Below are 12,319 nucleotides of genomic sequence, written 5' to 3' on the forward strand. Positions count from 1 at the left end.
GCATTCGTGCTGCACGACCCGGGCATGGAAGCCTTCGGCCACGCGGTCGATGGCCTGCCCCTGCGGATCGACCCCGGTGTAGCGTATGCGCCTGAAACGCGGCACGACGCCGCGCATGCCGGGTACCGAGAGGCAGCCTTCCCAGTCCTCGTCGGGGTCCGGCATGGTCTCCGGGAGCTCCGTGGTCTCGAGCATCGGGTTGACCACGACCCCGCGCAACTGCACGCCGGCCACCTCGTCGGGGCAGTCGTAGACGAACACCCGCAGGTCGACGCCGACCTGGTTGGCGGCGAGCCCGACGCCGGGAGCGGCCGCCATCGTCTCGAACAGGTCCTCCACCAACGAGCGAAGATCGTCGTCGAACTTCTCGACCCGGCGCACCGGGTTGTGCAGCACAGGGTCACCGACGATCCTGATCGGGCGAATGGCCATGCGGCTGACCATAGCCAAACGACTCGTGCGGCGTTTTCGTCCACACGGCCGGCCGGCACACTCGGTAGCGTGATGTAATGGCACCCGGCGAATCACAGTCGTGTGATTCGCCGGGCAGCAGAGAACCTCGTGGCGAGGAGCCAGATGGACGCCGCAGAGTTGCCGGCACAGCCCTCCGAGCGGCCTGTGCGCGCGCTGCCGCCGACCGGTGAGCCGGTCGAGGAGCCGGCCGACGGCCTCACTCAGCGGGAGCGCGAGATCCTCGCGTTCGAGCGCCAGTGGTGGAAGTACGCGGGCGCCAAGGAGCAGGCGATCCACGAGCTGTTCGGCGTCTCGCCGACCCGGTACTACCAGCTCGTCAACCGGCTGATCGACAAGCGTGAGGCGCTGCAGGCGGACCCGATGCTGGTCAAGCGGCTGCGTCGGCTGCGCAGTGGCCGGCAGCGGGCCCGCTCGGCGCCGCGGCTCGGTCGATGACCTCACCCGACTCGCCCAGCGCCACGCGCCCGCTGCGGGTCGCGGGCCTCGCGTTGCTGGGCCTCGCCGCGGTCGCGCTGGTCATCGGCCTGATCTCGGTCTTCGGCGGCGGTGACGGCGGCAACAACGCCCAGCCGCCCGCGTCGAGCACGGCCAAGCCACCCGGGTCGTCGGGCTCGCCTGCGCCGTCGTCCAGCCGTCCGACGACCTCGAAGGCACCGTCGTCCAGCCGCCCGCCCGGCACCACCACGACGCCGCCCGGTGGCACCGCGACGACCCCGCCCCCCGGCGGTGACGGCAACGGCGAGCCCGGCAAGACCGAGCCGGTCCACGTCTACAACAACAGCACGATCAAGGGCCTGGCCGCCCGCGCCGCCGACGACTTCACGGCGGTCGGCTGGAAGGTCGTCGACACCGGCAACTACTCCGGCGGCATCATCCCGACCACGACGGTGTACTTCCGCCCCGGCACCGCCGAGGAGGCCGCGGCCCGCGCGCTGGGTGCGGAGTTCGGCATGCGGGTGGAGCCGCGCTTCCCGGGCATCGAGGACTTCCCGCCCGGCGTGGTCGTGATCGTGACCAACGACTACGGCAGCGGCGGCAAGAACGGCGGCGGCAAGAACGAGGGCTGACCGCCTTCACCGGCCCGTCAGCGGGACTTCGCGTAGGTCTCCAGGGCGACCAGCTGCGCCGGGTCGAGGGAGCCGCGCACCGACTCGCGGGCCGTCTCCAGGTGGGTGGCCGTGACCACCGTCGCGTCCAGGGACTCGCGCATCGCGGTCAGCGCCGCCTCGCGGATCAGGGCCGCGCAGTCCGCGGCCGAGTAGCCGTCCAGCTCCGCGGCCAGCGACGCGATGTCGACGTCGTCGGCCAGGGGCGTGTTGCGGGCGGCCGAGCGGAGGATCTCGGCCCGGGCCTCGGCGTCGGGCGGGGGTACGTAGACCAGGCGCTCCAACCGGCCGGGGCGCAGCAGCGCCGGGTCGATCAGCTCCGGGCGGTTCGTCGCGCCCAGGATGACCACGTCGCGCATCGGCTCGACACCGTCGAGCTCGGTGAGCAGGGAGGCCACCACGCGGTCGGCGACGCCGGAGTCCGACGACTGCCCGCGCCGTGGCGCCAGCGCGTCGACCTCGTCCAGGAACACCATCGCCGGCGCGGCCTCGGCGGCCCGGCGGAACAGCTCGCGCACCGCCCGCTCGGACTCGCCGACCCACTTGTCCATCAGCTCGGCGCCCTTGACCGAGAACACGTTCAGCTTGCCCGTGCCGGCGAGCGCCCGGACCAGGTACGTCTTGCCGCAGCCGGGCGGGCCGAACAGCAGCATCCCGCGCGGCGGCTCGACCCCGAGGCGCGCGAACGAGTCCGGGTACTGCAACGGCCACAGCACCGCCTCGGTGAGCGCCTGCTTGACCTCGACCATGTCGCCGACCTGGTCCAGCGTGAGCCCGCCGGTCTGCAGGGTGTCCGAAGTGGACATCGAGGTCGGCCGGACGGTGGTCAGCGCGCCGACGAGGTCGTCGAAGGTGACCGTGGGCTCCTCGGCGGCCTTGTGCCGCAGGGCGGCGCGGACGGCGGCCTCGCGGCGCAGCGCCACCAGGTCGGCGGCCACGAAGCCCGGCGTCCGGTCGGCGATGGCCCCGAAGTCCACTTCGGACTCGATGGGCACGTCGCGGAACAGCACGCGCAGCAGTTCCGTGCGCACCTTGGCGTCCGGCAGCGGCAACGACAGCGACCGGTCCAGCAGGTCCACGCCACGCACCCGCGGGTCGAGCGCCTCCGGGTGCGCGGTGGTGGCGACGATGGCGAGCTTCGGCGTGCGGATGGCGGCCCGCAGCGTGTCGATCACGACCGTGGCCACCGGCGCCGGGTTGCTGGCCGGCAGCAGCGCGTCGAGGTCGGTGATGAGCAGCACCGACGGGAGTTCCGGCCGGGTGCGCGCGATGGCCCCGGCCAGCCGGCGGGCACCCGCGTTGGGCTCCAGCGCGGCGATCGTGGGCCCTGCCAGCTCGACGACCTCCGCGCCGGTCGCCTGCGCCACCGACCGCACCAGGGTGGTCTTGCCGACACCCTCCGGCCCGGTGATCAACGCGCCGAGCTGGGCCGCGGCACCCAGCCTGGCCAGCAGCTCCGGGCGTTGGAACGCCAGCTCGAACCACTCGGTGAGCCGGTCGGCCGCCTCGCGGGCGCCGACGAGGTCGGTGATCGGCGGCGGGGGCGCGACGGGCTGGGCGACCGGCTCGACGAGGTCGCCGTCGACCGGCTCGTCGTCGGTGACCACGCGCAGCGTCGCGCCGCCCGGGCCGGCGAGCTGGGCTTGCGGGGCCGCCTCGCCCGTGCGCGCGCCGTCCCGCCAACCGACCACAGTGGACGGATGGACGGCGACCGGGCCGGCCGGCTCGGTGGCGGTGACGGTGAGCAGCTCGTTGGTCCACGTCATGCCGATCGCGCGGGAGAGCTTGCCCCGCACGGCCCCCAGGTCCGACCCGGGCGGCGGCGCGAGGTCCTGCGGCAGCAGCGAGACCGCGTCGCCGACGGTGAGGATCTTGCCGATCAGCGCGAGCCGCACGGTCTCCGGCGGCAGCGACACCGACGCGAGCCGCGAGCCGGCCACGGTCACCGACCGGCCGGGCGACACGGCCGCCGGCGCCACCACGACCTCCGCGCCCTCGGTGACGCCGACGTTGGACATCGTCACGTCGTCGAGCAGCACCACGCCCGGCGCGCTGGCCCGGTCGGCCTCGGCGGCAAGCGCCGCGCTCACCCTGGCCCCGGTCAGCTGCACCCCGTCCCACTGCTCCAGCCCGAGCGCGTCGAACACCTCGGGATGCAGGCGCACCACGCCGCGGCGGGTGTCGAGCGCCGAGGGCTGCAGCCTGGCGGTGAGCGTGATCTGTGGCATGAGTCCGGAGACTACTGGTCCCCGCGGGTGGGCCGGGCCTGGTTGCGGCGCAAGCCCGTACGCCGCCAGCCGCGCCCGCGCACCGCCCGGCGCACCCGGCTGGAGTCGGTGGGCAGCACGACCGTGCCGGAGGTGTGGCCGTTGCCGCCGTTGCGGCGGGCGGCCGAGACCGCGCGCCGGGCGGCGCCGGCGACCTTGCGGATCGGCGGCCGCAGCCCGAGGCGCCGGCCGGCACCGTGGGCCCGGCGGATGGCGCGGCGCTCGCGTGGCGGCACGTCCCACGCCTCCGGGTGGTTGGCGAGCCAGTGGCTGCGCCGCACCGCGTACGGGATGTGCAGCAGGTAGCCGAGCAACGCGCTGGCGAGCGCGACCATGGGATAGGTGATGACCGCGGCGGCCAGCAGGCCGACCAGCACCAGCAGCGGCGCGACCGCGCGCGCCGGCACCCGGATCGTCTTGAGCGACAGCGTGGGGATGCGGCTGATCAGCAGCGCCGCGATGGCCAGCGTCCACGCGGCGACCAGCGGGCCGTTGGACCACCAGCCGTCCCGCTCGATCTGCACCCGCAGGATCAGCGGCAGCAGGAGCAGCAGCCCGCCGGCCGGGGCCGGCACGCCGACGAAGAACTCCTTGGCGTAGGGCGGCTGCTCGGTGTCGTCGAGCAGCGTGTTGAACCGGGCGAGGCGCAGGATGATGCACACCGCGAACACCAGCGCGATGACCCAGCCCAGCCGGTTGCCCTCGAACCGCCAGACGTAGAGCACCAGCGCGGGCGCGACGCCGAAGGAGATGGCGTCGGCGAGGGAGTCGAGCTCCGCGCCCATCTTGCTGGTGGCGTCGAGCAGGCGGGCGATGCGGCCGTCGAGGCTGTCCAGCACCGCGGCGACCGCGATGGCCGCGATGGCCGCGGCGAAGTTGTGGCTGAGCGCGAACTGGACCGCGGACAGCCCGGCGCACATCGCGAGCACCGTGAGCGCGTTGGGCAGGAGCCGAACGCCGGGCGAGCGGGTGACCACTCAGCCCTCCGTCCGCGTCCCAGTCCCAAGTGGACTGTCGGGCAGCTCGGCCAGGATGGTCTCGCCGCCGATCGTGCGCTGCCCCGGCTCGATCAGCACGCGCGAGTCGGTGGGCACGTAGAGGTCGACTCGGGAGCCGAACCGGATGAGCCCGTAGGTCTCGCCGGCGCGCACCTTGTCCCCGGCCCTGACCTGGCAGACGATCCGCCGCGCGATGAGCCCGGCGATCTGCACGACCGCGACCTCGTGGCCCTCGGGGGTGGTGAGCAGCAGCGAGTTGCGCTCGTTGTCCTCGCTGGCCTTGTCCAGGTCGGCGGAGAGGAACTTGCCCGGCTTGTACTCCACGCGGGTGACCTCGCCGGTGACCGGCGCGCGCTGCACGTGGACGTCGAACACCGAGAGGAACACGCTGATCCGCAGCCATTCGCCGGACCCGAGGCCCAGTTCCGGCGGCGGGCTGGCGAGCACGACCTGGGACACCGTGCCGTCCGCGGCGGCGACCGCGATGCCGGCGCGCGCCGGCGTGACCCGCTTGGGCTCGCGGAAGAACCAGGCGACCGCGCCGGTGAGCACGGTGCCGACCAGGCCGAGGCGGCGCGACAGGCGGCGCAGCACCAGCGTCGCGGCCGCGGCGCCGAGCACGAACGGCCTGCCGGCCGGGTGCAGGGGCGGCACGACGCTCCTGGTCAACGCGATGATGTGGGCGAGCCTGCCGGAATCAGGGGGCTCGTGAGGTTCGGTCATCTGGCCGGACATTCCTCGCACGGGTGCGGTTATCAGATACGCAACCACGCTACGCCCATTGCTGACGGTGACCGGTGGGGGAGGCTTCACCCGCCCGTCGCGCCGGCCGGCCGTGCATCCCCCGACGACATGCACCGCCGGCCGGTTGACCTACGGTTCAGCGCACCGGCAGTGTACGCCCGCACACGTGCGGTGAGCAATGGCCTGCTGTAGGTAGTCGGTCACTGACGGTGGCCGGTCCGGCCCCTGCCGGCGGCCTGCACGAGGCGGAGGACCACCAGCAACACGATGGCGCCGAGGGCGGCCACCCCCAGGCTGGGGAAGTCGAACTCGAAGGTCTTCTCGCGGCCGGTGACCCACTTGTAGAGCAGCCCGCCGAGGGCCGCGCCGACCACCCCGACGAGCACGCTGACCAGGCATCCCTGGCGTTGCCGGGCGCGCCCGCCGACCACGATGTTGGCCACCCAGCCGACGATGGCCCCGAACACGACCCACGCGATGAATCCCACGCCGCCACCTTATTGGCCGGCCGGCCCGGTGTGCGGGTCAGCGCAGCAAAACCACGTCGACCTCGGCGCCCGCGGGGATCATCGTCTCGTCCTCGGGCACCACGATGAGGCAGTCGGACGCGGCGAAGGACGCCAGCAGGTGAGAGCCGGGCCCGCCGACTGGGGTGACGTTGCTCCCGTCGCGCTGGCCGCGCCGGTACTGCCGCTTGCCGATCGGTGAGCGCAGCTCCTCGGTCGTCGTGGCGCGGGCCGTCGGCCGGTCCACCGCCTGGTGACCCATCGCGGCCAGCAGGGCCGGGCGCAGGAACAGCTCGAACGACAACGCCGTCGACACCGGGTTGCCGGGCAGCGTCACCACCGGCAGCGACCCGAACCGGCCGCTGCCCTGCGGCCCGCCCGGCTGCATGGCCACCCGCAGGAACTCCACGCCCTGCCCGGACAGCGCGTCCTTGACCACCTCGTACGCGCCCGCGCTCACCCCGCCCGAGGTGATGAGCAGGTCGGCGTCGGCGGCGTGCTCGGCGATCGCGGCGTGGAACGCGGCCACGTCGTCGGGCACGAACCGCAGCACGGTCGGCGCGGCGCCGATCTCGCGCACGGCGGCGGCGAGCAGCACGCTGTTCGACTCGTAGATCTGGCCGTGCAGCAACGGGTTCCCCGGCTCGACCAGCTCGGAGCCGGTGGACAGGACCAGGACCCGCGCCGGCCGGTGCACCGGCAGCCCGGCGCGGCCGATCGCGGCGGCGAGCCCGAGCTGGGCGGAGCTCAGCACGGTGCCGGCCCGCAGCACGGTAGCGCCCTCGGCGACGTCCTCGCCGGCCCGGCGGATGTGCGTGCCGGGCGCGACCGGCGCGCGGACCGCGACCCGCTGCTCGCCGCCGTCGGTGTCCTCCACCTTCACGATCGCGTCCGCGCCCGGCGGGACGGGGGCGCCGGTCATGATCCGGTGTGCGGTGCCGGGCAGCAGCGCCACGATGTCGGTGCGCCCGGCGGGGATGTCGACCGGGACCGGCAGTGCGACCGCGGCGTGCCGCCCGGCGCCGGCGACGTCGGCGGCACGCACCGCGTAGCCGTCCATCGCCGAGTTGTCGAACGGCGGCATCGCGACCGAGGACACCAGGTCCTCGCCGAGCACCAGGCCGAGGCATTCGGCGAGCGGCCGGAGGACGACCGGGGCGGCGGGCACCAGCTCGGCGATCCGCGCGCGGTAGTCGTCCACCGACAGCGGGGACGGGACGGCTGTGCTGCTGGCGGGTTGTGACACGGTTCGCATCCTGCCCTCTCACGCACCGCGCACGGCACCGGTCCCATGCCAGACTGTCCGCCGATCATCGACTCACGGAGCCTCACGGAGGGCTGGTTGTGCAGGTCCGCACTCGGCACACCCCGGCGTTCGGCGTCGCCCGGCTGCTGCTGGCGCCCGGTGAGGTCGTGCAGGCCGACTACGCCGCGATGCTCGCCACCAGCTACGGGATCGTCGTCGTGCCCGGTCGGGGCGGCGCGCGGGGCAAGGTGCGGCGGGCCACGTTCACCGCGCCGGCCGAGGGCGGCTGGGTCGACCTGGCCCCGGCCCTGCCCGGCGACGTGCACACCCTCGAGCTGGACGGGATGGCCGGCTGGTGCGTCGCGCGCGGCAGCTGGCTCGCCGCGGCGGCCACGGTGCGCGCCGACCCGCAGTGGCCGAACTTCCGCGGCCTCTTCGGCGCGGACATCGGGTTCCTCGAGCACGTGTCCGGTGACGGCGCGATGGTGCTGGCCTGCTGCGGCTCGCTCGACGTGGTCGCCCTCGAGGCCGGCGAGGTGATCACCGTCGAGCCCAGCTACCTGCTGGCCTACAGCGAGGTGACGCAGAGCCGGCTGCGTGCGGTGAGCCCGTCGGTGCCGCAGTCGGTGCGCACCGGCGAGGGGCTGCTGCTGGACTTCGCCGGGCCCGGACAGGTACTCGTCCAGACGCGCAACGCCCGCGCCATGGCAGCCTGGTTGGAGGCGGGCGGCGGTCGCTGACCCCGCTCGGTAACGGCCAGGTCCCGGATGCGGGCGAACCGCACGCGGGGTCGACAGGTCGAACGTTAGGCTTCGCGTGGCGATGGGCCAGCCGCACCACCGGCCGAGCTGCGGGGCGCTCGGGTCGTCGCGGACGGCCCTGACGACGAATGGATGGGTTAGTGGCGGAGGACCTCACCGGGCGTCGCCTGGGGCATTACCGGATCGACGGGGTGCTCGGCAAGGGCGGCATGAGCGTGATGTACCGCGCCACCGACATCCGGCTCGGCCGCAAGGTCGCGCTCAAGGTCATCGCCGAGCACCTCACCGAGGACCCCGAGTTCCGCGAGCGGTTCGTCGACGAGGCCCGCAACACCTCCGCCATCGACCACGCCAACGTCGTGCCGCTCTACGACTTCGGTGAGGTCGACGGGCTGCTCTACATCGCCATGCGGCTGGTCGACGGCTCGGATCTCGCCTCGCTCATCAAGGACGAGCCGCTCAAGCCCGAGCGTGCGGTGGCGCTGCTCAACCAGGTCGCCGAAGCCTTGGACAACCTGCACGAGCGGGGCCTCGTGCACCTCGACGTCAAGCCGGCCAACGTGCTGGTCACCAGCCGCGAGTCCACCGCCGAGCACGTCTACGTCGCCGACTTCGGCCTCACCCGGCGCGGCGCCACCGGCCACCGCACCCGCGGCGGCGACTTCCTCGGCTCGCCCACCTACGCCGCGCCCGAGCACCTGCGCGGCGAGCCGGTCGACGCGCGCACCGACGCGTACTCGCTGGCCTGCGTGCTGTTCGCCTGCCTCGCCGGGCGGCCGCCGTTCCAGGGCCCGGTGCCCGAGGTCATCCAGGGCCACCTCAACCGCGAGGTGCCCGCGCTCACCGACTTCGTCCAGCTGCCGCCGGCCATCGACGACGTGATCCGGCGCGGCATGGCGAAGAACTCGAAGACCCGCTACGCGAGCTGCCGCGAGCTCATCGCCGCCGCCAGGCAGGCCCTCACCGCCCCGGTGCCGCCGCCGCGGCCGGTGCACCGCGGTCCCGCGGTGCCGGTCGGCCCGGTGCCGCGGCACAACACGGCGCCGCTCCCCACCGGCCCTGGCGGGCTGCCGCACGGGCCCGGCGGCTACCAGCCGCGGCCGCCGTCGACGCCGCCGGGCGGCTACCCGCGCCCGGTCCCCGTGGGCACGCACTCGTCCTCGGCCGACCCGGTGCGGCTGCGCCCACCGGTGCCGGCCGGGCCCAGCACCGCGTTCACGTCCTCGGAGTCCAATGGCGGTTCGCGGTGGATCGCGCCGGTGCTCGTGGGGCTCGTCGCGATCGGGCTGATCGTCGGCGCGATCCTGTTCTTCTCCGGCGGCGGCAACGGCGACAACAGCCCCGGCGGCGGTGGCGGCGGCACCGAGCAGACCACCACCAAGCGGTCCGTGCCGTCCATCAAGGTCGGCGACGGCGGCGGTTCCCGGGGCAGCGGACCCACCGGCAGCGGCTCCGCGAACCCGCCCCCGAGCGGCGGACGCTGACCTGCGTTTCTTGCACTCTCCGGGGTAGAGTGCTAAACACGGTTCTGGCAGTCGGTACATCCGAGTGCCAGCACACCTGAGGTCGGGACGGTGAGGCAAGCTTCCGTGTTGCGGAGGCGGGCCGTCCGTCGCGGGCACCGAGCCTGGCCGAGCTATGTGACGTCCAAACGATCCCGGGCCCGCCCGGGATCAACAACGGAGGACTAACACCGCAATGGCCAAGTTGATCGCGTTCGACGAGGACGCGCGCCGCGGTCTCGAGCGCGGGCTTAATACCCTCGCTGACGCCGTCAAGGTGACGCTCGGCCCTCGTGGCCGCAACGTCGTGCTCGAGAAGAAGTGGGGCGCGCCCACCATCACCAACGATGGTGTCTCCATCGCCAAGGAGATCGAGCTCGAGGACCCGTGGGAGAAGATCGGGGCCGAGCTCGTCAAGGAAGTTGCCAAGAAGACCGACGACGTCGCTGGTGACGGCACCACCACCGCGACCGTGCTCGCCCAGGCGCTCGTGCGCGAGGGCCTGCGCAACGTCGCCGCCGGCGCCGACCCGCTGTCGCTCAAGCGCGGCATCGAGCAGGCCGTCGAGGCAATCACGGAGCAGCTGCACAAGATGTCCCGTGAGGTCGAGACCAAGGAGCAGATCGCCGCGACGGCGTCCATCTCCGCCGCTGACACCACGATCGGCGAGCTCATCGCCGAGGCGCTGGACAAGGTCGGCAAGGAAGGTGTCGTCACCGTCGAGGAGAGCAACGCGCTCGGCATGGAGCTGGAGCTCACCGAGGGCATGCGCTTCGACAAGGGCTACCTGGCCGGTTACTTCGTGACCGACCCGGAGCGCCAGGAGGCCGTCCTCGAGGACCCGTACATCCTTCTGTACGGCTCGAAGATCTCCGCGGTCAAGGACCTGCTCCCGGTTCTCGAGAAGGTCATGCAGGCTTCCAAGCCGCTGCTGATCATCGCCGAGGACGTCGAGGGCGAGGCCCTGGCCACCCTGGTCGTCAACAAGATCCGCGGCACGTTCAAGTCCGTCGCCGTCAAGGCCCCGGGCTTCGGCGACCGTCGCAAGGCGATCCTCCAGGACATCGCCATCCTCACCGGTGGCCAGGTCATCAGCGAGGACGTGGGTCTCAAGCTGGAGAACGCGGACATCTCGCTGCTGGGCCGCGCCCGCAAGGTGGTCGTCACGAAGGACGAGACCACCATCGTCGAGGGTTCCGGTGACCCGGAGCAGATCCAGGGCCGGGTCAACCAGATCCGCGCCGAGATCGACAAGAGCGACTCCGACTACGACCGCGAGAAGCTGCAGGAGCGGCTGGCCAAGCTGGCCGGCGGCGTCGCGGTCATCAAGGCCGGTGCCGCCACCGAGGTCGAGCTCAAGGAGCGCAAGCACCGCATCGAGGACGCGGTGCGCAACGCCAAGGCCGCCGTCGAGGAGGGCATCGTCGCCGGTGGTGGCGTCGCTCTGCTCCAGGCTGCCGAGGAGGCCTTCGCCGGTCTCAAGCTCACGGGCGACGAGGCCACGGGTGCCAACATCGTGAAGGTCGCGGTCGAGGCTCCGCTCAAGCAGATCGCCATCAACGCCGGCCACGAGGGCGGTGTCGTGGTGGAGAAGGTCAAGAGCCTGCCCCAGGGCCACGGCCTCAACGCCGCCACCGGCGAGTACGAGGACCTGCTCGCCGCCGGCGTGCCGGACCCCACCAAGGTGACCCGCTCGGCACTGCAGAACGCCGCGTCGATCGCCGCACTGTTCCTCACCACCGAGGCCGTCGTCGCCGACAAGCCGGAGAAGACCCCGGCTGCCCCCGGCGGCGGTGACCCGACCGGCGGCATGGACTTCTGATCCAGCCGTAACCGCTTTACCCGCTTCACCCCGCGAAGGGCCCGGACCGTGTGTCCGGGCCCTTTCGCCGTGCGGCTCAAGTTCGGGCCCAGGCGGTTCCAGGTCTCGTCGGGCCGCATGGCGCGGCGTGATCTGCTCAGTCGTCCAGGGGGAGGCAGGTCCGGCAGAAGTCCTCGCCGAAGGGGGTCAGGTGGATGCTGCGTCGCACGGTTCGCGGGGCGCGGCCGGCCTTCGCCATCGCGGACTGGACCTCGGGTTGGACCTCCACCACCTGGTACCGCGACGGCTCGACCTCCTCGCGGGAGAACCACAGCAGGCCCAGCCGGAACAGGTTGTTCAGGTAGGCGTTGGTACGGCCGAGGTTCCGCACGCCCGCCTGCCGGCCGATCATCGACAGGCCGGCCTCGATCAGCTCAGAGCCGATGCCCAGCGGCCGGTTCGTGCGCACGTCGACCGTCGGCTGCGGGCCTTCCTTCGCGAGCAGGCGCAGGATGCGGGCCTCGTCCGGGGTGAGCTCGCCCAGGATGCGCTCGTACGCCGGGTGCATGTCCTCCACGAACTGCACGTCCGCGGACCGGCGCAGCAATTCGGCGCCCCGGGCCCGCAGCTCGGCGGCCGACGAGTGGTGCCCGGTCGGCGCGGGATCGGGCGGCGGGCCGGCCCCGAGCGCCGACTCCGCGGCCGACCGCAGGTCGACGCCCAGCTCGGTCACGATCTTCACCGGCGACTCGCCGGCCGCGATGCCCCGCACCACCCGCGTTCCTGTGTGGACGGTCGTCCGCACCATCCACCGCACGGTGCTGAAGCCCGCGCCGGCCGCGATCCGCAGCAGGCCCACGCCCTCGCGCAAGGCCTCCGCGGCGCCGTTGGACCCGCTGGGGTCAGCAGACATG

At 73.1% G+C, this 12,319-nt stretch carries 12 protein-coding genes; 5 read left to right on the forward strand and 7 right to left on the reverse strand.

Annotated elements, in window-relative coordinates; genetic code table 11:
* Positions 1 to 432: peptide deformylase (locus VGD70_RS17620; RefSeq protein ID WP_331082569.1), on the reverse strand; the 432-nt coding region annotated here is incomplete at its 3' end.
* Between the two features lie 144 nt (positions 433 to 576).
* Here VGD70_RS17620 and VGD70_RS17625 point away from each other — a divergent pair.
* Positions 577 to 909 (forward strand): DUF3263 domain-containing protein, encoded by a 333-nt coding sequence (locus VGD70_RS17625; protein ID WP_331082571.1) that lies wholly within the window; start codon positions 577 to 579, stop codon positions 907 to 909.
* The gene (locus VGD70_RS17630) at positions 906 to 1,541 is read left to right on the forward strand and encodes a LytR C-terminal domain-containing protein (protein WP_331082573.1); all 636 of its coding nucleotides are present in this window, start codon (positions 906 to 908) and stop codon (positions 1,539 to 1,541) included. Before VGD70_RS17625 ends, VGD70_RS17630 begins: the two co-directional genes overlap by 4 nt.
* A 17-nt stretch (positions 1,542 to 1,558) precedes the next feature.
* Here the strand turns inward: VGD70_RS17630 and VGD70_RS17635 are convergent, their stop codons facing one another.
* The 5 genes from VGD70_RS17635 to glp form a co-directional block, all read right to left on the reverse strand.
* Entirely contained in the window at positions 1,559 to 3,808 is a 2,250-nt protein-coding gene (locus VGD70_RS17635) for an AAA family ATPase (protein ID WP_331082575.1), read from the reverse strand.
* Between the two features lie 11 nt (positions 3,809 to 3,819).
* Complete coding sequence (pssA, locus tag VGD70_RS17640) at positions 3,820 to 4,767, reverse strand: CDP-diacylglycerol--serine O-phosphatidyltransferase (protein WP_414637988.1); 948 nt, start codon at positions 4,765 to 4,767, stop codon at positions 3,820 to 3,822.
* Between the two features lie 57 nt (positions 4,768 to 4,824).
* The gene (locus VGD70_RS17645) at positions 4,825 to 5,580 is read right to left on the reverse strand and encodes a phosphatidylserine decarboxylase (RefSeq protein WP_414637986.1); all 756 of its coding nucleotides are present in this window, start codon (positions 5,578 to 5,580) and stop codon (positions 4,825 to 4,827) included.
* 209 nt (positions 5,581 to 5,789) lie between these two features.
* A complete protein-coding gene (locus tag VGD70_RS17650; RefSeq protein WP_331082580.1) occupies positions 5,790 to 6,077 on the reverse strand; it encodes a GlsB/YeaQ/YmgE family stress response membrane protein in 288 nt (95 codons plus the stop codon).
* A 37-nt stretch (positions 6,078 to 6,114) separates the two neighbouring features.
* A complete protein-coding gene (gene glp / locus VGD70_RS17655; RefSeq protein ID WP_331082582.1) occupies positions 6,115 to 7,341 on the reverse strand; it encodes a gephyrin-like molybdotransferase Glp in 1,227 nt (408 codons plus the stop codon).
* Between the two features lie 98 nt (positions 7,342 to 7,439).
* Here glp and VGD70_RS17660 point away from each other — a divergent pair, with 98 nt between their 5' ends.
* From VGD70_RS17660 to groL, 3 genes are all read left to right on the forward strand, one after another.
* Entirely contained in the window at positions 7,440 to 8,081 is a 642-nt protein-coding gene (locus VGD70_RS17660; RefSeq protein WP_331082584.1) for an AIM24 family protein, read from the forward strand.
* A gap of 161 nt (positions 8,082 to 8,242) precedes the next feature.
* The gene (locus tag VGD70_RS17665; protein WP_331082586.1) at positions 8,243 to 9,586 is read left to right on the forward strand and encodes a serine/threonine-protein kinase; all 1,344 of its coding nucleotides are present in this window, start codon (positions 8,243 to 8,245) and stop codon (positions 9,584 to 9,586) included.
* A 214-nt stretch (positions 9,587 to 9,800) separates the two neighbouring features.
* The gene (gene groL, locus VGD70_RS17670) at positions 9,801 to 11,426 is read left to right on the forward strand and encodes a chaperonin GroEL (RefSeq protein ID WP_331082588.1); all 1,626 of its coding nucleotides are present in this window, start codon (positions 9,801 to 9,803) and stop codon (positions 11,424 to 11,426) included.
* Between the two features lie 136 nt (positions 11,427 to 11,562).
* Here groL and VGD70_RS17675 read toward each other — a convergent pair whose 3' ends face one another.
* The gene (locus VGD70_RS17675) at positions 11,563 to 12,318 is read right to left on the reverse strand and encodes an Abi-alpha family protein (protein WP_331082590.1); all 756 of its coding nucleotides are present in this window, start codon (positions 12,316 to 12,318) and stop codon (positions 11,563 to 11,565) included.
* Between the last annotated feature and the right edge of the window lies 1 nt (position 12,319).

The sequence above is a fragment of the Actinophytocola sp. genome, assembly GCF_036402745.1.
Lineage (GTDB): Bacteria > Actinomycetota > Actinomycetes > Mycobacteriales > Pseudonocardiaceae > Actinophytocola.

Coding starts and splice junctions, on each gene's coding strand:
- VGD70_RS17645 (WP_414637986.1), bottom strand. CDS start 5,580: ATGTCCGGCCAGATGACCGAACCTCACGAGCCCCCTGATTCCGGCAGG.
- VGD70_RS17675 (WP_331082590.1), bottom strand. CDS start 12,318: ATGTCTGCTGACCCCAGCGGGTCCAACGGCGCCGCGGAGGCCTTGCGC.
- pssA (WP_414637988.1), bottom strand. CDS start 4,767: ATGTGCGCCGGGCTGTCCGCGGTCCAGTTCGCGCTCAGCCACAACTTC.
- VGD70_RS17630 (WP_331082573.1), top strand. CDS start 906: ATGACCTCACCCGACTCGCCCAGCGCCACGCGCCCGCTGCGGGTCGCG.
- VGD70_RS17625 (WP_331082571.1), top strand. CDS start 577: ATGGACGCCGCAGAGTTGCCGGCACAGCCCTCCGAGCGGCCTGTGCGC.
- VGD70_RS17635 (WP_331082575.1), bottom strand. CDS start 3,808: ATGCCACAGATCACGCTCACCGCCAGGCTGCAGCCCTCGGCGCTCGAC.
- groL (WP_331082588.1), top strand. CDS start 9,801: ATGGCCAAGTTGATCGCGTTCGACGAGGACGCGCGCCGCGGTCTCGAG.